Origin of the sequence: Pseudomonas mandelii, from assembly GCF_024138395.1 — a bacterium.
GTDB lineage: Bacteria > Pseudomonadota > Gammaproteobacteria > Pseudomonadales > Pseudomonadaceae > Aquipseudomonas > Aquipseudomonas mandelii_E.
Window position 1 is genome coordinate 1 of sequence record NZ_JAMYDU010000025.1, and the last position, 22,816, is coordinate 22,816.

Consider the following 22,816-nt stretch of genomic DNA (forward strand, 5'->3'; position numbering starts at 1 on the left):
ACCGCGGTTTTTCAGGTATTACGCGTCATCGTTCTTCGCGGGCAAGCCTCGCTCCTACAGATTCCGCCTTAACTGACCGGCATTGCGGCAAGCCTGGCTCCTACAAAAAGCGGTTCATTAGGACTGCGAATTAAAGCGCTTTGGTCCAGAACAGCATCCGGCCATGCGCCGGGTCGAACATGCCTGGCGAAAAACCGAATTTGCCGTAGGACGCCTGAGCCACCGCGTTGCCTTCCAGTACTTCCAGGGTGATTTTGCAGCAGCCGCGCTGACGCGCGATGTCCTCGACTTTGTGCAGCATCTTCTGACTCAGCCCCAACCCGCGAAACTTCGACATCACCGCCACGTCATGCACGTTGACCAGCGGCCGGCAGGCAAAGGTCGAAAAACCTTCAAAGCAGTTGACCAGCCCCGCCGGCTCGCCGCCGACAAACGCCAGTACGCTGAAAGCATGGGGACGTTTGGCCAGTTCCCCAGGGAGTTGTTGCAACCTGCCGGCGGGTAACGAATGCCCGCCGCCCATCGGGTCTTCGGCGTAGTGGTTCAATACAAGACAAATCGCCTCGGCATGCACCGGGTTGGAGTAGCTGGCCTGAAGCACAAGAATTTCTGCGGATTCCATTTCCACCCTCAATCACACAAGTTGCCCCAGTTCGCTTCTTGCGCACTGAAAGGTCCAGCGACCTTATCGCGAGTGCCGGGGTGCCGACAACCGGATCCTGTTGTGATCGTTCCCTCTCAATCGCCCCAGATCAATGCCTCGGTCCATCCTAACTCGGCAAAATCCTCGGCCCTAAACCCTGCTTCACCGGCACAAAAGAATTCGTCCAGTTGCGGCGGCTTGACCGAGGTGCCACTGAGCATCGCGTGAACCTGCCCGCGATGATGAATCTGATGCTCGAACAAGTGGGACAGCAGGCGCAAACGGCTGTCATGTTGCGGGGTGTCGCGCGCGATGGTCACGATCCGCCCGAGCTCTGCGTCGCGCAGTTGCTCGCAGTAGGCGATCAATCGCCGGTCCACCAGCGCTTGTTCGCGCTTGAGATCGGCCCCCTTAGTGAACGGTTCGTCTTCGTTGAAAAACACGTAGCAATCGGGATGTGGTTCGTCGCCGCGCAACTCCCGCTCCAGGGCATCCACATAGAACCAGTCGCAGGTCAGGATGTGATTGAGGGTCGCGCTGAGGCTGGGAAAGAAACTGACTCGCGGCGCCATAAGCTCGGCCGGGCTTAACTGAAGCCAGGCCTTGGCCAGTCGGTGGTTGGCCCAGGCGTTCTGATAGGCCATGGTCAGCAAATGGTGGGACAAGGGCTGATTCATGTTCGTTCCTCCCGGATATCAAACCTCGGCGAAACGTTGTAGCTGCATTTCCTTCAGACGACTAAGGGTGCGGCGAAACGGAAACTCCAGATAGCCCTCGGTGTACAACGCCTCCATCGGCACTTGCGCTTCGAGGTACAGCGGCACCTTGCGGTCGTAGCATTCGTCCACCAGGGCGATGAACCGGCGCACGCCGTCGTCATGCACCGACAACTGCGGCAACTGGCGGTCCCCTGCCGCCACCCGCTCGACACCGTCTTCAGTGCCGCGAGCGATGCGTCCTTCGCGTTTCTGCGCGCTGAGGTTGGGCACGTCACTCAATAGAATAGCGCTGAAGGAGTCGCATAGGGTCATGAAGTCCATGGCGGCAAATGGCTGCTCGCAGAGCTCGGCGTAACAGCACCAGAGCACGGTTTGACTGGCCTGCATCACATTGACCGAACGGTAACCGACCTGGACCGGATCGCTGGACAGCGACTGGCCGACGGTCAAGGCCTTGAACACCTCGCTCAAGGCGTCGGGCTGACCCGGGACGTTCACCCAGTAACGCTGCAGACCGGCGCCAGGGTGAAGACGATGATCTTCCCCGCCATCCACCGCAATCACCTGCATGTGCTGCTTGATCGCGGTAATGGCCGGCACGAAGCGGTCACGGTTGAAGCCATCCGCGTACAGCTGATCCGGCGGCTGATTGGAGGTGCAGACAACCACCACGCCCTGCTCGAACATTACCTGAAACAAACGCCCGAGAATGATCGCGTCACCGATGTCGTTGACGAACAGTTCATCGAAACACAGCACGCGCACTTCCTGACTCAGTTCGCGGGCCAAGGCTTTCAACGGGTCGGCGGTGCCGGTCAATTGAAAGGAGCGCTGATGCACCCAGCCCATGAAGTGATGAAAGTGCTGGCGCCGCGCCGGGACGCGCAGGTTTTCGTAGAACTGATCCATCAACCAGGTCTTTCCCCGCCCGACCGGGCCCCAAAGGTACACGCCGGTGATGGGCGTGCGAGCTTCATGCAAGGCTTCGTGGCATTTTTGCAACGCCCACACGGCGTGTTCCTGGGCTTCGTCCTGGACGAAACCCTTCTGTTCGATGGCGTGTTGCCAGGCGCTTAAGGGAGAGTCGACATTCATGCGCGGAGTATACGTCTCTGGGGCTGCTGGTGAAGCCTGGGCCGTAGCAGCTGTCGAGCCTGCGAGGCTGCGTTCGGCTGCGCAGCGGTCGTCAAACCAGAACATGCGGTGCATCAGGCATACCGCGTCAATCGGATTTACGACTGCTGCGCAGCCGAACGCAGCCTCGCAAGCTCGACAGCTGCTACATCGGCCGGTGGTTACAGCGAGATATCCAGCCGCGCAATCTTGCCCTGTTCATTGAGGCGGAACATGTAGCGCAGTTCCAGCGGGCTGCCGGGAAAGGTGCCGGAGATCAGGTTGTGCACCAGCACTTTGCCGGTGCGTTGCTGAACGTCGAGTACCTCGACCCGGGGCTGATAACGTTGTGCGGTGTCTTGCATCCATTGGGCGATGGCTTGCGTGCCGACCTGATGCTGCCCCTCATCGAACACGTTGGCATCCTCAGCGAAAAAACTGGCAACCCTCGATGTGTCGCGAGCATTGGCAGCGGCAATGTAGGCGGCGATGGCGGGGGCCAGTGAAGAGGCTGGATTGGACATGTTTACGGCTCCTTGTGAGTTGATTCTGGAGCCATGCTAAAACAAGCCTGTGTCAGTTCTTGTCAGGAGTGAAACGCCCTGCTTCGTCCAGTTGCATCTGCTTGCGCCAGGTGCGCAAAAGGTCGCTACGCCGCCCCGGATAGCGTTCGCCCTGCTCGCTGGCGGCCGAGATCCGGTCGGTGCGGAACGTTCGATAGGCACTGCGCAATTCACACCAGGCGACGATAATCCGCACCTCGTTGAGAAACCCCAGGGCCAGTGGCCAGATCAACCGCTGACTCGGCACCTGATTGGCGTCCGCGTAGTCGATGTGCAGCTTGGCCTGATCGCGGATGGCTTGGCGAAATACGTTCAAGGGCACGGCATTTTGCGGATAGCCATAACCCGGTGGGCCCGGCAGCACCGTCGGGTTGCGCAAGGCCTCCTGGGCGGCGGGGTCGAGTACCGCGGCGATTTTGGCCAAGGCATCGGCCGCGGCTTTGCCCAGGACCTCATCGCCACGCTGATCCACATAGCGCAATCCGAGCACGATGGCTTCGGTTTCATCGGCATTGAGCATCAAGGGCGGCAGGAACAGACCGCTGCGCAACACATAGCCGATCCCCGCCTCGCCAAAGATCGGCGCGCCGAGCGCGGTGAGTTCCGCGATGTCGCGGTACAGCGTGCGTTCGGAAATCTCCAGTTCGCTGGCCAATGTCGCGGCAGTCACTGGACGACTTTTGCCCCGCAGCACTTGTAACAACGTCAGTAAACGGCTGGTTCGCGACACGGTCGGCGGGCTCTTTCCTGAAAAGTCGTCAGAGCTTAGCAGAGGCTGTTGTCAGAAACTGGCAGGAGCAATTGGCCAGTCTGAAAGCTTCGCGGGCAAGCCTCGCTCCTACAGGTTTAGTGTCGTGTCGCAAATCATGAGGCAATAGCTGTACCAGTAGGAGCGAGGCTTGCCCGCGAAGGCGTCATAACAGGCACCGCAAATCCAAATTACCGATCGACCTTATGCCTGGCCGCATACAAACACAGCATCTCCATCGCCAATGTCGCCGCGGCCAGTGAGGTAATGTCCGCGCTGTCGTAGGCCGGCGCCACTTCCACCACGTCCATTCCCACCAGATTGATCCCGCGCAAACCGCCGAGAATTTCCAGTGCCTGCACCGTACTCAAGCCGCCGCACACCGGCGTTCCGGTGCCCGGCGCGAAGGCCGGGTCGAGGCAATCGATGTCGAAGGTCAGATACACCGGGTGATCCCCGACCCGCGCACGAATCGCCTCGACGATCGCTTCACACCCTTGCCGATGCACCTGCCGCGCATCCAGCACCTGAAAGCCCTGATGATCATCATTGGTGGTGCGCAACCCAACCTGCACCGAGCGCGACGGATCCACCCACCCTTCTTTGGCCGAATGCCAGAACATCGTGCCGTGGTCGACGCGCTTGCCCTCCTCATCCGGCCAGGTGTCGCTGTGCGCGTCGAAGTGAATCAGCGATAACGGGCCATGCTGACGGGCATGGGCCTTGAGCAGCGGATAACTGATGAAGTGATCGCCGCCGAAGGTCAGCATCGCGCAACCGCCGCTCAGGATGTGCTCGGCGTGGGCTTCGATGCTGTCCGGCACCGACTGCGGCGTGCCGTAATCGAAGGCGCAATCGCCATAGTCAATCACCGCCAAGTGATCGAACGGGTCGAACGTCCACGGCCAATGGCGTTCCCAGGCGATCCCGGTGGATGCCGCCCGAATGCCGCGCGGTCCGAAACGCGCGCCGGGGCGGTTGCTGGTGGCGGTGTCGAACGGCACGCCGCTGACCACCACGTCGACGCCACGCAAGTCGCGGCTGTAGCGACGGCGCATGAAACTGGTGATACCGGCGTAGGTGCTTTCGGCGGCAGTCCCGTAAAGACTGTCACGGGTCATGGCCTGATCGTTCTGTGCAGGGACGTCCATGGTGTATTCCTTGTTATTGGCTTATTGGCGGCTACGGAAAGTGGTCCACAAGCGGGTGCGCTGACGCATGTCCTTGAGGCTCATGCTGCGGTCGGCATACAGCCGCTCACGCACTTCGCTTTGCGGGTAAATGTCGGGATCGCTGCGCACCGCCTCATCCACCAACGGCGTCGCCGCCCGATTGGCCGTGGCGAAGAACAACGTATTGGTCAGCGCCGCGACGGATTCGGGGCGCAACATGAACTCGATGAAGGCCCGGGCGGCTTCTGGGTGCGGCGCGTCCTTGGGAATCGCCAGGTTGTCCTGCCACACCAGCGTGCCCTCTCGCGGAATGCGGTACGCCACTTCGAACGGCTTATTGGCCTTGCGCGCCTGATCCGCGGCCATGCTCGCGTCACCGTTGTAGGTCAATGCCAGGCAGATGCTGCCATTGGCCAAATCATTGATCTGCCGGCCGGTGGCGACGTACAGCACCGACGGCTGCAACTGACGCAACAGCGCGTCGGCGGCTGTCAGATCAGCCTTGGCGGTGCTGTAGGGATCTTTACCCAGATAATGCAGCGCCAAGCCGATCACCTCTTGCGGCGAATCGAGAATCGCGATGCCGCAGTCTTTCAGCTTGCTGGCGTATTCGGGTTTGAACAGCAGGTCCAGGCTGTTGAGCGGTACGTCGGGCAAGCGCTGCTGCACTGCTTCGACATTCATCCCCAAGCCCAACGTGCCCCAGGTGTAAGGCACGCCATACCGATTGCCGGGGTCGACCGCCGCCAGTTTTTCCAGCATGTACGGGTCGAGGTTGGCGTAGCCCTTGAGGCCATCGCGAGGAATTTCCTTCAGCGCACCCGCCGCCAGCCCACGCGCCAGGACGCTGGACGACGGCACCACCACGTCGTATCCACTGCCGCCAGTGAGCAGCTTGGTTTCCAGCACTTCCGGCGCATCGAACGTGTCGTAGCGCACATGGATGCCGGTTTCCTTTTCGAACCGTTGCAAGGTCTCGGGCGCGACGTAATCGGCCCAACTGTAGAGATTGAGGACTTTTTCCTCAGCCTGGGCCGGCACGGCCATGGCGAGGAACAGCGCGGGTAAACACAGCTTGAAGAGCGGAGCCATGACGAACACCTGACCGGAGGAAGTGGTTGCAGGATGCGTCGTCAGTTACATTGGAAAAATACCAAGTTAATTATCCTGACTTTATTGCGGAGTAATGTTTAATGCTCGGTCAACTGCATGACCTCGACCTGCATCTGCTGCGCCTGTTTGTCAGCGTGGTGGAATGCGGTGGCTTCAGCGCGGCGCAAGGTGAACTGGGGCTGAGCCAGTCGAGCATCAGCCAGCAGATGGCCAAGCTCGAAACCCGACTCGGCTATCGCCTGTGCAGTCGCGGCAAGGGCGGGTTCAAAATCACCCCCAAGGGCGAGCAGTTGCTCCTTGCCATTCGCGCCTTGTTCGAGTCCATCGAAGCGTTCCGTCATCAATCCAACGGCGTGGCCGGACGCTTGATCGGCGAAGTGCGCCTGGGCTTGTCCGAAGCGCTTGATCAGTCAGTGCTGCAACGGGTTGCCGAGGCGATCCGGCGCTTTCGCGAGCGAGATGAATCGGTGCGTATCGAGTTGATCAGCGCCATGCCCGGCGAAATGGAGCGGCTGTTGCTGCAACAACGGTTGGACCTGGCGATCGGTTATTTCTCACAGGCGCAAAGCGCTTTCGACTACCGCGAACTGTTCACTGAAACCCAGCACCTGTACTGCGCCAGCGGGCATCCGCTGTTCACCGATGGGGCGCCTGACGATCAAGCGCTTCAGGCCTGCGACCGGGTCGATCACCCCTACCGTTTCCTGCGCAGCGACGAGCCGTTTCAAGGGAAGATGTGTTCCGCCCGTTCCGAGCAGGTCGAAGGCACCCTCGCCTTCATTCTTTCCGGCAAGCATGTCGGCTACTTGCCCGATCATTTTGCCCGCGGCTGGGAAGACAAAGGGTTGCTGCGCGCCGTGCGCCAGGGCGATATGAGTTTTGAGGTGGCGTTCCATCTGGCCCGCCATCGCGCGCAGGTGCCGGGGGATGCGCAAAAAGCCTTTGAAGAGGATCTGCTTGCGGCGTTTGCCTGAAGATCAAAAGATCGCAGCCTCGTTTCACTCGACAGCTCCTACAGGTTTGGCAATTTGTTGTAGGAGCTGTCGAGTGAAACGAGGCTGCGATCTTTTGACCTTGCTTTTCCCGTGGCCAGACCGTTCTGGCATCCTGCGCCTCCGGCGGTGCCTGAAGTGTTGCGCGAGCTGCCGAAGACGCTGCACAACATCTTCGAATCGCCGATCACCATCGGCGCGTTGTGCGCTATCGTGCTGAATATCTTCCTGTTCGAGTGCCTGTCCATGCGCAGATTGTTCGCCCTGACTTTGTCCTTTCTGCTGCTCTCCCTGAGCGCCTGCGCCCTGTTCCCTCAACGCGACCCGTTGAACATCAACGTGGTCGGTATCGAGCCGCTGCCAAGCCAGGAACTGGAAGTGCGTTTCGCGGTAAAACTGCGCGTGCAAAACCCCAATGAAACGGCAATCGACTACAACGGCGTAGCCCTGGATCTGGAGGTGAACGGGCAATCACTCGCCTCCGGTGTCAGCGACCAATCGGGTTCGATCCCGCGCTTTTCCGAAGCGGTGATCGTGGTGCCGGTGAGCGTTTCAGCCTTCTCGGTGCTGCGTCAGACCCTCGGGCTGGGTCAGACGCAGACACTGAACAATCTGCCTTATGTGCTTCGGGGCAAATTGGCCAGTGGCGTGTTCGGCACGATGCGTTTCGTTGATCGCGGCAAACTCAGCCTGCCGGGGCCGATTACCCGCACGTGGTAATGCTCACGACTCGGCCCGCGGCTTAACCGGATCGATCACCTGGGTCACGCAATGTTTGAGGCCTTCTACGTGCCAGTTGGCCCACAACCGACTTTTGCCGGTGCTGTCTTCATCCGGCTCTATCGCCAGCCAGTTTCGAGCGGCGATCAGGTAACGTCCTCGGGCACCGATGGGCAACATGGTTCCGGTGATGCCGTAGTCGATCTGTTCCTGATGCTTGCCAATGGATTCCAGAAACTGCACCGCCAACACCGGCGGCGAAGGATGCACGACCCCGGTCGAAATCAATTGGTAGATCAATCCTGAACCATCATTGCGATGCCGGGACAATGTCGACTCGATCACGCAGGCCCCCGCCACATGAACATCACCGGACACCAGCGTGACCTTGCATGACTCGGCATGGGCGAAATCCAGTAGCCGCATGATCAACCGCTTGCGTTCATCTCGATGGGGCAGGCTTCGCCAATGGTCGCGCAAATCGTCCTCGAGTTCCTGTTGCCCGGAAATCAGGTCCAGTGCCTTTTCGGCCGCCTGCAAATCAAGGTAACCCACGGGAATACTCGACATCAGCAGCAAGTGCTTATGCCGCTTGACCTTGCTCAGCCAGGCATAAATCCCATCCCAACTGACGGGCGAAATGATCCGGGTTCGCCGAGCCGGCGGGGTCGTCAAATCCGGCGCACGTTCGCTGCGCAAGTCGGGAACCAGCAATGCCAACTCGCCTAGCCCGGTGAACCCCAGGTGAAAGCCGTCAGCGGTGTCGGGAATCGCGCAGGGATGAGTATCGGCGGACGGTTTGAGGTGCGGATGAGTCTGGATCAGTTGCTGCTGGAAAATCCTGAAATAGCGTTTGGCCGTGGCAAATAGCCCCTGGAACACCGGGCTTGAATGCAGAATCTCATCGTAGGAACCCCAGCCATCGATGATGTCATGGTCATCCCACATCATTACCGTCGGCACGGCGCTGAGCAGCTTCGCGACCTCAGGCTGTTTCCAGCGCTCCAGATAGAGCCTGGCGAAGAACTTGTCCAGATCGGCTTCGATCACCTTGCTGTAGACCGCCTTTCGACGCTCGGCGAAGGGTTTGGCAAACCATGTTTTCATCGACGACAGATTGCTGCGCATATCGTCGCTGTAAACCTGATCGCCCCCCATCAACAACAGATGATACGGCTTGCTTTGATGAGCCCCCCACATGTGCTCCCAGCGCTCATGGTTCCTGTCCACCTTCTCCATGTCCTTGGGGTCCGAAAAGCCGTTGCACGACACATAAGCCATGCGCGGCGACTGGCCCTCGGCCGGAACGACGAAGTTGGCCTCCGCGCCCTCGATCTTGATCGTGTACGTGCCGGCAACAGCCTGGTCTTGCAGCGCTTTGAAATCGATGCGCCAGACGCGGAACTGAGGATTGAGCAACGGGATATCAGCGGTGGCCAACGGTTTGCCGGCAGTAACACCGCCGGGTACTTTTACGCTGGGTGATGACGCGCCCAAGGGTAAAACCACTAGAGCCGACACGTTATAGACATTACTGTTGATGCCACGAAACTGCAGAATCGGGCCGAGTAACAAACTCATGGACAGTCCATCCGTTGACAGGGGTGTGAACGCCTACAGACTAGACGGACAATCGACGCTGCGCATGATGCGCAGTGCCCGTCCCTACAAGGAGGTTACCCACGATGCACGCCGCTCCAACGCTCTACACCGAACGACTGATTTTGTGCCCGCTGGAACTGGCCGATGCCGAGGCCATCCAGCAACAATTCCCCCGATGGGACGTGGTGCGTTATCTGAACGTCCTGGTGCCGTGGCCTTATCCCGCCGATGGCGCGTTGACTTATCTGCGTGATTTTGCGCTGCCGGCGATGGCCCGTGGCGAAGAATGGCACTGGTCGATCCGCTTGAAGTCGGCCCCCGATCAACTGATCGGCAATGTCAGCCTGATGAATGAACAGGACAACAACCGCGGTTTCTGGCTGGCCCCGCAATGGCAAGGCCAGGGGTTGATGGTTGAAGCCAGTGCGGCGGTGACCGAGTACTGGTTCGAAACACTCGGCCGGTCGTTGCTGCGCGTGCCGAAAGCGGCGCCGAATATCGCCTCGCGCAAACTCTCGGAACGTACCGGCATGCGCTTGATACAGACCGAAGAAGGCGAGTTCGTCAGCGGGCGGTTCCCAAAGGATCTTTGGGAAATCACCCGCGAAGAGTGGCTGCGCCTCAGATAAAACGCACACCCGGTCTGGCCCACTCATCCACCGTCAACTCAAACACGTCCGGGCGCGCGTAGTGCCCGACCACGTCGTAGTCGTAACGGGCGCGGATCAGGTCATCGGTGTCGATTTCGGCGGTGAGCAAACCCGCCTCGTCACCCAGCGGCCCGGCGAGAATGTCGCCCATGGGCCCGACAATCACGCTGCCGCCGGCAATCAACGGACGCTGCGCCGGCCAGTTGGCGATTTCCACGCCCAAGGCTTGCGGTGAGGCCTGGACCTGACAGGCGCTGACCACAAAACAGCGTCCTTCATGGGCGATATGGCGCATGCTGACTTGCCACATTTCCCGCTCGTCCACAGTCGGCGCGCACCAGACCTCCACGCCTTTGGCGTACATCGCGGTGCGCAGCAGCGGCATCATGTTTTCCCAGCACACCACTGCGCCGATTCGCCCGACCTGGCTGTCGATCACCGGCAAGGTCGAGCCATCGCCCTTGCCCCAGATCAGTCGTTCGGTGCCGGTGGGCATCAGTTTTCGGTGCTTGGCAACCAGCCCGGCCTGCGGATCGAAATACAGCGCGGTGCAATACAAGGTGCTGCCCACGCGCTCGATCACGCCGATCACCAGATTGGCACCAGTACGTGAGGCCAAACCGGCCAAGGCTTCAGTCTCGGCACCGGGCACGTCGATGGCGTTGTCGAAATACCGCGCAAACGCTTCACGACCTTCCGGCAGTCGATAGCCGAGTTGCGTACCGAAGCCCTCGCCTTTGGGGTAGCCGCCGAGCAATGCCTCCGGCATGACCACCAAGGCGGCGCCGGACTCAACGATGGCGATTTCCCAGGAGAGAATTTGATCGAGGGTGTCGGCCTTGCCGCCGGGCAAGGCGCCGATTTGCAGGGCAGCAACGATGGACTTGGGCATCGCGGTAACTCCGTCAGTAATGAGGTGTTGCCCATTCTCCGGCGTCACAGGATCATGAATAAAGCCCGACTCACTGCTGAATGATATGAACCAAATGAATATCGCTGCCGTCGATCTCAATCTGCTCAAAGTCTTCGAAGCCCTGCACGAAGAATCCAGCGCCAGCCGTGCCGCGCTGCGTCTGGGCGTGACGCAATCGGCGGTCAGCGCGGCGTTGCGTCGATTGCGCGAGGTGTATAGCGATCAGTTGTTCGTGCGCACCGGCCGAGGTCTTGCACCGACGCTCAAGGCCAATCAGTTGAAACCGGTGGTCAGCGATGCGTTGAATAAATGCCGCCAGAGCCTGGCGATGGTCGATCCGGCGGCGAATCATTACGAGGGACGTTCGGTGACGGTGGGTTTGTCGGATGATTTCGAAATCGCCTACGGCCGACGATTGATCGAAGAGATCGCTGATCGCGCGCCGAAACTGCGGCTGATCTTTCGCCAGACTCATAGCCAGATCGTCGCCGGGGCCTTGATGGAACGCAGCATTGATCTGGCGATCACGGCAGGCGGGTTCGCCGAGCGGTTGCTCAGTCGTCAGGTGCTGGGTGAAGGCGATTATCTGTGCCTGGTGGATCCCCTCAGTCTGGCCGAGGGACAGGAAACTCTCAGCCTTGAAGAGTTCGTCGCCCGTGAGCACATTCTGGTGTCATCGGGCGGTTTTATCGGGATCACCGATGAAGGCCTGGCGGCGTTGGGCCTGAGTCGGCGGGTATGCGCGTCGACCACGCACTTTGCTGCGTTGCCGCATCTGCTCAAGGGCAGTCAGGCGGTGGCGACTATTCCAGCCCATGCGGCTCGGAGTATCGCCGCGCTCAGCGGGCTGGCGCTGCTGCCCTGCCCTTTGGCGCTGCCACGCTATCCGATCGAGCTGGGCTGGCGCACCAGTACGCAACTCGATCCGGTGGTGCTGAAAGTGCGCGAGGCGATTATCGCGACCTTTTCCCACCCGTAGGGGTCGAGTTTATTTAGCCGCCATCAAACGATTGACTTCGCTGCGCACCATGTTCGCGAATTCCGGGGGCGACATGCCGTCGAGTTCGGCGCGGACCCACTCGGCCCATTTGCCTTTGCGCTTGGCACGCTCACCGAACAACCGTGCGGCTTCACCCTTGGATTTACCCAGGTTGTTTTGCCAGAGTTCGAACAGACGGGATTTTTCATCTTCAAGCGCCGCGCGCTCGGCAAGGGGTTTGTCGGCCAGATTGAAGCTCATGGAAGATTACCTGCTGCGTAAAATAGGCGACATCTTACACTGTAGGAGGAAATGTCCTGCCCTGGATTTTTCTTCAGGGTGGCGCCGCCACGCAAAATGGCTGCAACTTTTGCCATGGCGCCAGACTCCATTGTTCACTGCCCATTTATCTGCAAGGAGTACTCTAATGGCCCGCAAAATCATCGATCAAGTCGCCGAGGATCAAATCAAGGATCAGGTCTTCAGCGAACTTCAGGCCCTGATCGAGGAGTCGGAAAAACTGCTCAAGAGCAGCGCGGCACTGGTCGGTGAGGAAGCAGACACCCTTCGTGGGCAAATCGCCCAGAAGCTCCAGCAGGCCCGGGGCTCAGTCTCCACGATGCGTGACCGCACCAGGCCCGCAGTCCAGGCCAGCGAAATCTACATTGGCGGTCATCCCTGGCAAACCGTGGCCATCTGCGCCGGATTCGGTTTGGTGGTGGGGCTGTTGTTGGGTCGGCGTTAAGCCATTGGGCGCCGCTTGGTGCCGGTGTGGACTTTGTGGGAGCGAGCTTGCTCGCGATGGCGGTGTAACAGGCAACATACATATTGAATGTGGTTGCCTCATCGCGAGCAAGCTCGCTCCCACATGGATTGCGTTTGAGCTCAGAGCCCTGCCAGTTCCCGTAGATTTGCCAGCGTCTCAGCATCGAGCGCAATGCCTTCGACCTTGGCTTTGGCGCGCTGCCGGTGACGTCGATCCCCCGGTAACCGCTTGAGCCCGACACCGTGCATCTGCCGGACCAGTTCCTGACTGCGCTCGGCAAAATTCTGCCCCGCCGATTTACTCGGATCGATCACAATCAGCAGCTGACCCGTCCAGGGTGTTTTCGCCCCCGGATGGTTCGACCAGTCGAACTCGAAAGAAAAATTGCCTCCGGTCAACGCTGCCGCCAGCAGCTCCACCATCATCGACAGCGCCGAGCCCTTGTGCCCACCAAACGGCAGCAAGGCGCCGCCCTCGAGGATCGCTTTGGGGTCCTGGGTCGCCTGGCCGAGGCTGTCCACGCCCATCCCCGCTGGCAAACGCTCGCCTTTACGGGCGGCGATCTGTACGTCGCCATGGGCAATGGCGCTGGTCGCCAGGTCGAAGACGATCGGATCACCGTTGGCCCGGGGCGCGGCGAAGGCAATCGGGTTGGTCCCGAACAACGGTCGATCAGCACCATGCGGCACCACGCAAGTCATGCTGTTGACCACACTCAGTGCCACCAGACCTTCATCGGCAAACGGCTCGACGTCTGGCCACAAGGCGGCGAAATGGTGGGAATTGCGGATGGCCAGCACCGCAATGCCGGCACTGCGTGCTTTCTCCACCAACAGTGGTCGTGCGGCCGCGAGGGCTGGTTGAGCAAAACCATCACCGGCGTCAACCCGGACGAAACCCGAGGCCACGTCCTCGACCACCGGCACTGCCTGGCCATTGACCCAGCCGCTTTGCAGCGTCGACACATAACCGGGAATGCGAAAAACACCGTGACTGTGAGCACCGTCACGCTCGGCACCGGCACAGTTGAGGGCCAGGGTTTTGGCGACATCGGCTGAGGTGCCGTGGCGCAGGAAAATCTGTTCGAGCAACGCCGTCAGCGCTTCGAAGGACAGGTTTTGCGAAACCGCGGTAGACACATGATCGTGTGGCACAGACATCTGAAGCTCCAGAGTAATTATTGGAGGGGGCAACAGCGTAGGAAGACCCGCCGATTAACAACGCGCGGCGAGCGACCTGTCAACTTTTGGTTTGATTTCACGCATGCCGTATCGCGGGCTTCTGCTTTTTTCAGGCTTGCACGATCACCGGCAGGCTGTGCGGTAACTATCTACCACCTTGCAGGCTCCACTGACTTTTAGTCTCGAGGCTCAATCCATTGGCGCGCATTTCAATCGCGCCCTGAACGAGACTCGACGATGCCTATACCCGTTACTCCGACAGTGACTCCGATAGTGACTCCGATGTTTTTCCCCCAGGCCCTGAAGTCTCGCGGCCTGTGGAGGAAACTTGGTAAAACCCACGGGCTGACGCAAAAAGACTTCGAATGGTTCAGCCACTTGCAATTGGCCAGCCAAACACTACGCGGTAAAGAAAAGCCGCCCATGCTCGCCGAAAAGATCCTGCTCAAAACCAACGACCTGGACCCCGTGCCCCTGGCCGGCAGCTTCGTGCTGAGCGCCACACCGGATGACAATGGCGTGATTCTCTATACCCCGTACGCCGGCATAAAGAAGTTCGACAGCCGCGCCACCTTGACCGAACAGCTCAACAGCCAGCTGAAGAGTGCAACCGAGGACGACGACCTGCTCGCTTTCATGTCGTTGTTTCAGCGCAAAACGCTTGTGGATGCCGCCGATATCAAGGTGAGCTTTCAAACCATCGAAGGCGAGGTGTTCGAAGACCAGAGCAGCACCATCACCGCACACCAGCAAAAGAACGACCAGGCCATGCTCGACGAGTTGAAAGCGTTGCCGACGCTGACTGCGCTGCTGAATGCGGTGCTCAATGGACTGTTGAAATCAGCCTTCCCCGGCCTGGATCAGCGCCAGACCCAGGTCAGTTTCTATTTCACGGCAGTGGCCGATGAACAAAACAAGGAAAGTCCCCCCGCGCGGCGCTGGATCAACACCATGTCCTTGAGTGATGCGGTGCTGTTTTACTACCGAAATCAACGCTGGCCCTCGGGGCAATCACATGAGTTTTCCCACCCGAAAAAGCCCCCCGCGAGCACTGACCAGCAACACTGGGAAACTGCTGTAGCCACGGCCTCCAGAAAACTGATCAGCCTGCTGTCCGGGCAAATGAAAGACTACTGGGACGCCGGGAGTGCCGATGGCGCATCACGTCGCGAATTTTTCAGCAAGGCCATCGCGCAAAAGGCGCAAGCGGAGCTCCTGCTCAAACGCGAAGCCGAGATCATTACGCCTGAACAAAGCCAGGACTTGCATTCGCTGATCAAGCCGACCAGCAGAACGTACGAGACACTGACCGTCGAAACCGTGCGTCTCTGGGAATACAAGGCCAACTATGTTGAGCTGGCTGGCTCGCTGATGATCAGTGGCAGCAATGCATTTCTCTACTCTCCCGCTCAGGGGCTACAGGTGCTGGAAGACTATAAGGATCTCAAAGACACCTTGCTGAGCAAATTCAGCGCGGCCAGTCACGAGGATGAGCTCTACGGACTCCTGAGCCTGGAGGAACGCCAGCGCTTCATCGGTTTTGATCAGCCAAATGTCTCCGGGGAAGTAATTTCCGGTTCGATCTTCAACAAGCTGTTCGGGGCGATCATCACCAAACAACAGCAGAATATGGAGTATGCCCTGCAGATTTTCCGTCACAGCGACGGCATCGTGGACATCAACGCCTTGTTCGACAAGGCGCTGGACATCCGCTCTATGATCAGCGAGCACCTGCTGACGCTGGATGCCCAAGGGCGTTGGAGTACCCGACCGGTATTGTCGGGCAATCAACAGCCGTCCATGGTGCTGGCAGATACGGCGAGGGTGTTCGTGAAAACCTTCAGCGATATCAAGGCGCTGATCAGTGCGGACTTTGCCTCTCAACCCCTCACCTTGTCGGCACTGCAGCGGGTCTATCTGGAGAACATGAAACCCCGGCTGGCTCATGCTCTTTCCATAGGCATACGTGGGGAAGCCAGCCTTCGGCTGCTCAACGCCGCATTGGGTGACACGGAGCGGGCCATTGTCGATACGGTGCTCAATCCGGATCAGCCGGATCGTAAAAGTCGTCGTTCACTCAAGGGATTTCGGCCTGACGCCTATTCATTGACCCTTGAGTGCTCCGGCCAAACGAACATCCTGCCCTTGGCCAATTGCTTGCTGTTGACCGAGCGTGGCGGGCTCGACCCTCAGCAGTCGGGCCGAACAGTTCTATGGACACCTGCGCGGGGCCTGGAAGTGTTTGATACCGTCAGCCGTGCGAAGCAGGAACTGGAACGGCGCCTGCTTGATCCGCACAAACGTCTGGCACTATTGGAAAACCTCTCCCCTGTCAAACGCACCTACCACCAGCGCTATTCGCTCGGTGCATTGCGACTGATTGAAGGTCATGTTCTGCAGCAGTTATCGCAATCATCCATTGATCACTTCCTGGGACATTGCGATCACCTGCGCACCCTGAAGCTGGACGATGCAAAACAGACCAAAGCCCTTCAAGCCCTGACAAAAACGGTGGTCGACACCAACTTGCGCAGAGCCACTTCGATCGCGCAGGCGATCACCCTACAGCAATCCTTGCCTGCCTGGCTCGCAATGGCCCCCGTCGAGGAACAGCAACTGCACATCGAACTGCTGGAGCAATACCGCAACAGCGTGGACGATGACAAAGACTACCTGCAAGGCCTGAAGACGTTGAAGTCCTATGTGCATGACACATTGGCGTCACTGCTCGGTAAACGCTTCTTGGGGACACTGCCAGACCCCGACGACATCGAAATCACCCCCAACCTGACCCTGGCCGGCCCCGCTCGATCCCTGACCGAGTTTGCCTTGAACCATGTCAACGTTGCCCAGGGCACAGGGTTCAAGATCGCTTCGAAAACTCCTCAATCCCTTCCGAAAGGCCTGGACCAGTCCGCTGTCAGGCAACTCCTGCTGTCACTGAACATTCAAAAAACCTACGCAAAACTGGTAGCAGACAGTTTGTCGAACAAAAGCGCCGATGCCGACATTCGAAGGCTGCGCTTCATTCGGCAATTGCCCTGGCAATTGATGCAACACGCTCATGCACAAAAACTGCAGCAACGTATTTCCGACAGCGGCTTCGACTTGATTCGACAGGTTATGGACATGCCGGACGCTATCGCCCGGGCCGCTGTCAACGGCGCCCACGCCATTGTCCGCCCGCTGGAGCTGATCAAAACTTCCGGCGCTGCTGCCGTCAAGACACTGGGCCTGTACCTGATCGGCCCCGTCTCCGGGCAGAAAGGTCCGCACGTCCTGTATGCGCCTTACCATGCAGGCTCGCCATTCACCGAATTCGACAATGAGGCAAGCGTTGTCTCGGCGCTCAATACGCCGGGATCGTTACAGGAGCTGCTGATACGTCGCCTTCCAGCAAGCGAACAATCCGGGTTTCGCAGCTTGTTGGAGTCCACCGTCGGACAAGCGAGCGAAATCACCCTCGCCTCTAACCCCATCGGCGGCAACTTGCTGATCCGGTTGTTCAGTGACAACAGCCTCCTGCTGTCGCAAATGCTCGGCGCTCAGTCTGAAGTCGGCGGCCAGGCAGACTGGGAGGCAGCCAAAAACCTGTTCAGCTCCGGCATCCAGAGGATCTCGGGGCTGTTACCCGGCAAACTCGCTTATGGCCTGTTTCTGTGGCAAGCCTACAAAGACTTCAAGGACTCGGCCGAAGCGCTGCAGGACCACCACTGGAAACCGGCATTGCAAGATTTTATTGCCGGTGCAGTGCAGATGGTGTCACTGGGCAAGTTGTCACTGGAAGAGTCAGTCAGCACTGCGCAGGCGACAACCGACACCCTCGCCGAACCGAAGGCCACGCCTGTGGCCGCGCCGCAATGGTCACAAGTGAAATCCACTGCACCGACGCGCACGTCACTGCAGTCTTTCGAAACCACCGCCGTCGAGCTGAAGGATTTGAAGAAGAACAGCGCTAATGGCACTTACCTGGAAGCGACCAGCAAACAAACCTATGCGCCCATCGCGGGCAAGGTATACCGCGTGACCAAACCCGGGGCGATCTGGCAGATGATCAAAGACAAGAAAGAAGGCCCTGCGCTCCTGACTACCCCTGACAAGCAATTGGTGCTCGATCCGGACATCCATACCGTCCACTATGGAAAAGCCCTGTCAAAAATGCACAATCAATTTGTGTCCAACCTCACGGTCAGAGAGGTCCTGAATGTCGAAGCCCAGGGAATGGACGACATTCGGGCAAGACACCCGGAAAAAGCACGCATGATCGTGCAAGCCGTCGATCTGGCTCGCAACTACGCGTTTTACAGCCTGCATAACCTGGCGCAGCTAAAACACTCGAACCCAGGGACGCGGCTGGATACCTTTCTCAAGGCCTTTTTTGATGTTGGCAACATCGACGCCAGTACCCTCGAAAAAATCAAAAAGGTCATCGTTCCCATTTGCAAAGCGTTGGTAGATCCAAATGATGATTTGATGAATACCGATCGTTTTGTGGTCGGTTCAAACAAAAATGGACTCGACACTACGATTGCATTTGTTGTGCATGAAGATGCACAGAAGCGTGTGCATTTCACGGAGAGGTTTTTTGATCCGCAACTCGATTTGTACAAGTCTTGTTTGACTGAGCCTTTCGACGTCGACGACCATGCCCGGGCCGCTACCCTGATTCATGAGTTCTCCCATGCTTTTTCAAAGACCGTGGATATTGCGTCGCTTGAATCAAGGCGTCCGTACACCGATCTCATCGCCACCGTCACCCGTTTCGGTGCGGAAACCAAACAGACGCAGGGGGATTTCCAGCGACAGGCACTGTCCCTGGACACCCCAAGGGAAGAATTGTTTGCGCGCTGGAACGATACATTGAAGTCATGGATCAGTCTGGACTCGGTTGCCGGGTTGGAGCATGTGGGTGAGGACATCCTCAAAACAACGGGCTGCAAGACGATGGATGAAGCTCGTGACGCCTTCCGCAATCCACTGGATGCGAACCTGCGCATCGACACCATTTTGCACAACGCCGACTCAATCGCTCGGTTGATATGTGAAATGGGGCGACAGCTGGATCCGGTACCCGTCACGACTCCTTGATTTGAACCGCAGATAAGCAATTTCAGCCGCAACACATTCTGATTCCACCCTGCTGATCTTGACCATTTTTTCACTCCATTTATGGATACTGCCCCCCGACACCTGTTTTAAGGGTGTCCGGGTGAAAAATAAGTCGTACTTTGATGGGCAATTGCCATGACGGTTGTTCTCGCAGACTTCCCCTCAAGGTTAGAATGCAGGAAATCAGGATGAGTCAATGACCGACCACTCTCTCTCGCAAGCTCAATACGACGCCATCACCGATGCCGCTGCGCACTGGTGCATGCGTTTGCATGCCATCGACTGCACGGCCGAAGAGCGTCAGGCATTCGAGCAGTGGCGTGATACCCATCCTCTGCACGCCTTCGAGTACGAAGCCATGCTGGAGATCTGGGAGGTGGCGGGCGACTTGCCTCGTCCCGAATCTCCAGCGACAGCTGTTCGCGGCAAATCGGCAATGCCTTGGCGCACTTTCGGCATTGCCGCCACCGTCTGCGCCTTGGCGCTGCCGCTGGCGGCCTATACCGGATGGAACCTGGGTTGGCTGCCCAATGCCTATCAGCATTTCGAGGCGACTGACAATGCTCGTCAGGTGACGCTGAGCGATGGCAGCCAAGTGGAGCTGAACCTTGGCAGTGAACTGACCTTCAGCAATTACAAGGATCAGCGTCGTGTCACGTTGAAAAAAGGTGAAGCCTTTTTCAACGTCAGTCATGACCTGCAGCATCCGTTCATCGTCAGGGCCGCTGATGGCAGGATTCGCGTCACCGGAACCCAATTCAACGTCTGGATGTATGAAGACCAGGTACGCGTGAACCTGATCGAAGGTTCCGTACTGGTGACCAGCAACGGTGCGCTGCCGGGCGAAGGTTCACATCTCGAACCTGCCATGCAGGCACGTTACCGACATGGTGACTTCACGCCGCAAATCAGCCAGACCTCTGCCAACGACCATTCGCTGGCGTGGCGCAGCGGCAAACTGGTGCTCGATGATTTGACGCTGACCGATGCCCTGCCCTTGATCAATCGTTACCTGAACAAGCCAGTCATGATCGCCGACCACAGCACCGGCTCGATTCGCCTCGGCGGTATCTACAACATCAAAGAGCTCAATAACCTGGTGGCTTCGTTGCCCAAGGTGCTGCCGGTCTACCTGACCCGCAACAAGGACGGCAATCCGGTCCTCAATTCGATCCCGCAACAAACCCCAAAAAGCTGAAGGCCGCCACCCTTGCGGGGTGCGGCCTTCAGGTTTTTTCAAACGCCGTCACGACTATTGCACGGCGATCTTCCCGGCTTTTTCATCCCGCTCGCGAATCGTCTGAGCCTGGTACTGCGGATCGGACATGATCTGCTGCTCGGTGAACGGCAATACACTCAACTGCTTCTTCGAAAAGGCCAGTGTCTGGTCCCGGGAATACTTCGACGCCGGGTCACTGGACAACGAGAATGCCAGTAAGCCCTGAGCCTGCGGCCCCTTGTCATCGAACGTCACTACCTGCAAATAACTGGTGCCACTGACAACTTCGCGCTTACCGTCGGTTCTCGGCACGCTTTGGATCGCGTTATACACACCCAGCGTGCCCGGCCCGCCATGGATTGGCGTTTGCTGCCCGCCACTGCTCACTATCTGAATATCGCCCCAGCGGCTATCGGCTTTCAGGCCAAGGATTTTTACCTGTTCGACCGAGGCCAGCATCGCCGCCCGAACCGCTTTGGCGACATCTGGCCGTTCAATTGCCAGGCCACGCGGTGTGTGTTGCGGATCCTTCGGATCGAACGCCACACGCCAGATATCAGGAACTTGCTGTAACGGCACCATGACATTCTGAAAATGCACAAAGCCCAATCCACTGTCCAGATTCACCCGGCGATCCCAGGCCTTGAGGCTGGCACACAACGGCGTAAGCGTCGGCGCATCGGTGCCGAGATCCTCGGCACAAAATTGCAGCAGGTCCGGCATCACTTGGGCTGCCTGATACACCTGATCGTCCATCACCATGCGTTGCAGATCGGCCGCAGCGATAGGGCCGGCCTTGCTCAAGGTGCCCAGACGCTCCAGTGCGAAGCGCGAACGCAGCCCCAATGGCTGACCGTCCTGACTGATCAACGGCGAGAAACCGGTGAGCGGTTGCGCCGGGTTGGCCATCCAGGCCGAATCATTGGAGTGCTGCACAAAGTCTTTGCGCAACAGTTGCGGCAACTTGTCGGCGGCATAAATACCTGTTTGCGCAGCGTGCGGGTCGATGTCCCAGGCGCAGGCGCTGTTGGAGCCGTCAAGCAGGATCATCTGTAATCCGGCCCGCGGATCGCTGCACTTGGCCAGCTTGTCGGCATTGACGTTCGGCACCACCGACAGGTTCATGTAAAGCGTCTGCCCCTGATCGTCCACCGCCAGGGTATTGACCCACGGAATCCCCTGAATCTTGTGCACCGATGCCTGCAAATCCTTGAGGCTGGCGGCACGGTTCATCGCATACCACTGTTGCAAGACCCGGTCGTTTTCCAGGTTGGCATCGCGCAGGCTGTAGGCGAACTGGTTGTCCCAGTCGAGTTTCCCCGGCCATTGCACAATCGGGCCAAATTGCGAGCTGTAGACCACATGGGAAATCTGCCGGGTCTGGCCATCGGCTTGCTTCACATTCACCGCCAGCGTCTGCTTGTTCATCGGCAAGGACTTGCCATCCAGCAGGTAACGGGTCGGATCCTTGGGATCGAGTTGCAGACGGTATAGCGTGAAGTGCTTGGACGAGTCCACCGTGTGGGTCCACGCCAAGTGCTGGTTGAATCCAATATTGATCATGGGCAGACCAGGCAACGCGGCGCCCATCACATCCAGTTTGCCGGGAATGGTCAGGTGCATCTGATAGAAACGCATCCCACCGACCCAAGGAAAGTGCGGATTGGCCAGCAACATCCCGCGGCCGTTGAACGAACGCTCGCTGCCAACCGCCACGGCATTGCTGCCGCGATCCAGAGCGAAACGTTGCACGCGCGAGGCCGCCAGCTGGAAAGACGCCGATTCATCCGCCACATGCGCAACGGTTTTCGGCGGAGTAGCGCCGGCCAATGCTTCGGCAAACTGCCCCACGCCGCCTTCGACCAACAGACGACGGGTCAACTTGACCAAGTCCTGCGCAGTAATCGCGCGCACCCATTCTCCCTGGCATTGCTGCGGCAAACCCTGCGCCCGACGCTCCGTCAGCGAACGGTTGTAACCCGCCACATAACCTTTGATGAGTTCACGGACTTCAGGCGTTTGCGCCTGCCAGAAAGCGGCGACTGTCTGCGGGGTATTCAGCCAGTTGAAAAACAGATCGCTGGCCAGGTTCCCGCGCTCTTCGACCGTAAACTGCTCCGGGCCGAAATACCGGGAACGCTCGCCATTGACGGTGACGATCTCATTGGCCAGCAAGCACAGATTGTCCTGAGCATAGGCATAGCCAATGCCATAGCCGAGGCCGCGCTCGTTGTCGGCACGAATATGCGGCACGCCGAAACTGGTTCGACGAATCTCGGCCGTCGCCTGCTCTGGCTGGCTGCGTGCGTTTGCCGCAAGACTCAGCCCCAGAAACACACCCGCAAGGCTCAACCTGGTTAACTGCCCGGAAATAATCACGCTCGCTCCTGATCGAAAAGACGTATGACACGCAATGCGCCTAATGCCAGTCAGTTAAGCCGTGCGATCCGTAGCAGCTGCCGAGCTCGCGAGGCTGCGTTCGGCTGCGTAGCAGTCGTGAATTCGGCGGACGCGGTCTGCCTGACCCATTGCAATTTCTGATTTTGCGACTGCTTCGCAGCCGAACGCAGCCTCGCGAGCTCGGCAGCTGCTACAAAGAGGTGCGTCGCGGCTG

The 22,816-nt window shown here is 58.8% G+C and carries 19 protein-coding genes; 7 read left to right on the top strand and 12 right to left on the bottom strand.

Annotation, left to right across the window (positions count from 1 at the left end):
- Positions 1-130: 130 nt before the first annotated feature.
- The 7 genes from NHU87_RS24245 to NHU87_RS24275 form a co-directional block, all read right to left on the bottom strand.
- Positions 131-622 carry a GNAT family N-acetyltransferase gene (locus tag NHU87_RS24245; RefSeq protein WP_253553060.1) on the bottom strand — a complete coding sequence of 164 codons (492 nt, stop codon included), beginning with the start codon at positions 620-622 and terminating at the stop codon, positions 131-133.
- 116 nt (positions 623-738) lie between these two features.
- Positions 739-1,320 carry a DinB family protein gene (locus NHU87_RS24250; protein WP_253553062.1) on the bottom strand — a complete coding sequence of 194 codons (582 nt, stop codon included), beginning with the start codon at positions 1,318-1,320 and terminating at the stop codon, positions 739-741.
- Positions 1,321-1,338: 18 nt separating this feature from the next.
- Positions 1,339-2,457, bottom strand: coding sequence for a cell division protein ZapE (gene zapE, locus NHU87_RS24255; RefSeq protein ID WP_253553064.1), 1,119 nt, complete (start codon positions 2,455-2,457; stop codon positions 1,339-1,341).
- A 200-nt stretch (positions 2,458-2,657) separates the two neighbouring features.
- Positions 2,658-2,999 (bottom strand): nuclear transport factor 2 family protein, encoded by a 342-nt coding sequence (locus tag NHU87_RS24260; RefSeq protein ID WP_008010768.1) that lies wholly within the window; start codon positions 2,997-2,999, stop codon positions 2,658-2,660.
- 52 nt (positions 3,000-3,051) lie between these two features.
- Positions 3,052-3,768, bottom strand: a complete 717-nt coding sequence (locus tag NHU87_RS24265; protein ID WP_007897371.1) for a helix-turn-helix transcriptional regulator — start codon at positions 3,766-3,768, stop codon at positions 3,052-3,054.
- A 209-nt stretch (positions 3,769-3,977) separates the two neighbouring features.
- The gene (gene speB / locus NHU87_RS24270) at positions 3,978-4,937 is read right to left on the bottom strand and encodes an agmatinase (protein ID WP_253553066.1); all 960 of its coding nucleotides are present in this window, start codon (positions 4,935-4,937) and stop codon (positions 3,978-3,980) included.
- Between the two features lie 21 nt (positions 4,938-4,958).
- Positions 4,959-6,050, bottom strand: coding sequence for a polyamine ABC transporter substrate-binding protein (locus NHU87_RS24275; protein ID WP_253553068.1), 1,092 nt, complete (start codon positions 6,048-6,050; stop codon positions 4,959-4,961).
- A gap of 101 nt (positions 6,051-6,151) precedes the next feature.
- On the opposite strand from NHU87_RS24275, the gene NHU87_RS24280 reads away from it, so the two are divergent.
- Both NHU87_RS24280 and NHU87_RS24285 read left to right on the top strand, forming a co-directional pair.
- Positions 6,152-7,045, top strand: a complete 894-nt coding sequence (locus tag NHU87_RS24280) for a LysR family transcriptional regulator (protein WP_253553069.1) — start codon at positions 6,152-6,154, stop codon at positions 7,043-7,045.
- 264 nt (positions 7,046-7,309) lie between these two features.
- The gene (locus NHU87_RS24285; protein WP_253553118.1) at positions 7,310-7,783 is read left to right on the top strand and encodes an LEA type 2 family protein; all 474 of its coding nucleotides are present in this window, start codon (positions 7,310-7,312) and stop codon (positions 7,781-7,783) included.
- A gap of 3 nt (positions 7,784-7,786) precedes the next feature.
- Here the strand turns inward: NHU87_RS24285 and NHU87_RS24290 are convergent, their stop codons facing one another.
- Positions 7,787-9,364 carry an alkaline phosphatase D family protein gene (locus NHU87_RS24290; protein WP_253553070.1) on the bottom strand — a complete coding sequence of 526 codons (1,578 nt, stop codon included), beginning with the start codon at positions 9,362-9,364 and terminating at the stop codon, positions 7,787-7,789.
- A 104-nt stretch (positions 9,365-9,468) separates the two neighbouring features.
- Here NHU87_RS24290 and NHU87_RS24295 point away from each other — a divergent pair, with 104 nt between their 5' ends.
- Complete coding sequence (locus tag NHU87_RS24295) at positions 9,469-10,014, top strand: GNAT family N-acetyltransferase (protein ID WP_253553071.1); 546 nt, start codon at positions 9,469-9,471, stop codon at positions 10,012-10,014.
- Here the strand turns inward: NHU87_RS24295 and NHU87_RS24300 are convergent.
- A complete protein-coding gene (locus NHU87_RS24300; RefSeq protein ID WP_253553072.1) occupies positions 10,007-10,927 on the bottom strand; it encodes a carbon-nitrogen hydrolase family protein in 921 nt (306 codons plus the stop codon). The genes NHU87_RS24295 and NHU87_RS24300 overlap by 8 nt on opposite strands.
- An 85-nt stretch (positions 10,928-11,012) precedes the next feature.
- Between NHU87_RS24300 and NHU87_RS24305 the strand changes: the two genes are divergently transcribed.
- Positions 11,013-11,927 (top strand): LysR family transcriptional regulator, encoded by a 915-nt coding sequence (locus tag NHU87_RS24305; protein ID WP_253553073.1) that lies wholly within the window; start codon positions 11,013-11,015, stop codon positions 11,925-11,927.
- A gap of 9 nt (positions 11,928-11,936) precedes the next feature.
- Here the strand turns inward: NHU87_RS24305 and NHU87_RS24310 are convergent, their stop codons facing one another.
- Positions 11,937-12,188, bottom strand: a complete 252-nt coding sequence (locus tag NHU87_RS24310; RefSeq protein ID WP_007897387.1) for a hypothetical protein — start codon at positions 12,186-12,188, stop codon at positions 11,937-11,939.
- Between the two features lie 166 nt (positions 12,189-12,354).
- Between NHU87_RS24310 and NHU87_RS24315 the strand changes: the two genes are divergently transcribed.
- On the top strand, positions 12,355-12,672 hold the full coding sequence (locus NHU87_RS24315) for a DUF883 family protein (protein WP_253553075.1): 318 nt from the start codon (positions 12,355-12,357) through the stop codon (positions 12,670-12,672).
- Between the two features lie 140 nt (positions 12,673-12,812).
- Here NHU87_RS24315 and NHU87_RS24320 read toward each other — a convergent pair whose 3' ends face one another.
- Positions 12,813-13,853, bottom strand: a complete 1,041-nt coding sequence (locus NHU87_RS24320; protein WP_253553076.1) for an Ldh family oxidoreductase — start codon at positions 13,851-13,853, stop codon at positions 12,813-12,815.
- A gap of 303 nt (positions 13,854-14,156) precedes the next feature.
- Here NHU87_RS24320 and NHU87_RS24325 point away from each other — a divergent pair, with 303 nt between their 5' ends.
- Both NHU87_RS24325 and NHU87_RS24330 read left to right on the top strand, forming a co-directional pair.
- The gene (locus NHU87_RS24325) at positions 14,157-18,962 is read left to right on the top strand and encodes a dermonecrotic toxin domain-containing protein (RefSeq protein ID WP_253553077.1); all 4,806 of its coding nucleotides are present in this window, start codon (positions 14,157-14,159) and stop codon (positions 18,960-18,962) included.
- A gap of 217 nt (positions 18,963-19,179) precedes the next feature.
- Positions 19,180-20,181: a FecR family protein gene (locus NHU87_RS24330; protein ID WP_253553078.1), complete on the top strand. Its 1,002-nt coding sequence runs from the start codon at positions 19,180-19,182 to the stop codon at positions 20,179-20,181.
- A gap of 54 nt (positions 20,182-20,235) precedes the next feature.
- On the opposite strand, the gene pvdQ is transcribed toward NHU87_RS24330, so the two are convergent.
- Complete coding sequence (gene pvdQ / locus NHU87_RS24335) at positions 20,236-22,581, bottom strand: bifunctional acylase PvdQ (protein ID WP_253553079.1); 2,346 nt, start codon at positions 22,579-22,581, stop codon at positions 20,236-20,238.
- Positions 22,582-22,816: the final 235 nt, after the last annotated feature.

Excerpts from the sequence above, each read along its gene's own strand:
- NHU87_RS24245 (WP_253553060.1), bottom strand. The coding sequence starts at position 622 with ATGGAATCCGCAGAAATTCTTGTGCTTCAGGCCAGCTACTCCAACCCG.
- NHU87_RS24250 (WP_253553062.1), bottom strand. The coding sequence starts at position 1,320 with ATGAATCAGCCCTTGTCCCACCATTTGCTGACCATGGCCTATCAGAAC.
- zapE (WP_253553064.1), bottom strand. The coding sequence starts at position 2,457 with ATGAATGTCGACTCTCCCTTAAGCGCCTGGCAACACGCCATCGAACAG.
- NHU87_RS24260 (WP_008010768.1), bottom strand. The coding sequence starts at position 2,999 with ATGTCCAATCCAGCCTCTTCACTGGCCCCCGCCATCGCCGCCTACATT.
- speB (WP_253553066.1), bottom strand. The coding sequence starts at position 4,937 with ATGGACGTCCCTGCACAGAACGATCAGGCCATGACCCGTGACAGTCTT.
- NHU87_RS24275 (WP_253553068.1), bottom strand. The coding sequence starts at position 6,050 with ATGGCTCCGCTCTTCAAGCTGTGTTTACCCGCGCTGTTCCTCGCCATG.
- NHU87_RS24280 (WP_253553069.1), top strand. The coding sequence starts at position 6,152 with ATGCTCGGTCAACTGCATGACCTCGACCTGCATCTGCTGCGCCTGTTT.
- NHU87_RS24285 (WP_253553118.1), top strand. The coding sequence starts at position 7,310 with ATGCGCAGATTGTTCGCCCTGACTTTGTCCTTTCTGCTGCTCTCCCTG.
- NHU87_RS24290 (WP_253553070.1), bottom strand. The coding sequence starts at position 9,364 with ATGAGTTTGTTACTCGGCCCGATTCTGCAGTTTCGTGGCATCAACAGT.
- NHU87_RS24295 (WP_253553071.1), top strand. The coding sequence starts at position 9,469 with ATGCACGCCGCTCCAACGCTCTACACCGAACGACTGATTTTGTGCCCG.
- NHU87_RS24300 (WP_253553072.1), bottom strand. The coding sequence starts at position 10,927 with ATGCCCAAGTCCATCGTTGCTGCCCTGCAAATCGGCGCCTTGCCCGGC.
- NHU87_RS24305 (WP_253553073.1), top strand. The coding sequence starts at position 11,013 with ATGAACCAAATGAATATCGCTGCCGTCGATCTCAATCTGCTCAAAGTC.
- NHU87_RS24310 (WP_007897387.1), bottom strand. The coding sequence starts at position 12,188 with ATGAGCTTCAATCTGGCCGACAAACCCCTTGCCGAGCGCGCGGCGCTT.
- NHU87_RS24315 (WP_253553075.1), top strand. The coding sequence starts at position 12,355 with ATGGCCCGCAAAATCATCGATCAAGTCGCCGAGGATCAAATCAAGGAT.
- NHU87_RS24320 (WP_253553076.1), bottom strand. The coding sequence starts at position 13,853 with ATGTCTGTGCCACACGATCATGTGTCTACCGCGGTTTCGCAAAACCTG.
- NHU87_RS24325 (WP_253553077.1), top strand. The coding sequence starts at position 14,157 with ATGTTTTTCCCCCAGGCCCTGAAGTCTCGCGGCCTGTGGAGGAAACTT.
- NHU87_RS24330 (WP_253553078.1), top strand. The coding sequence starts at position 19,180 with ATGACCGACCACTCTCTCTCGCAAGCTCAATACGACGCCATCACCGAT.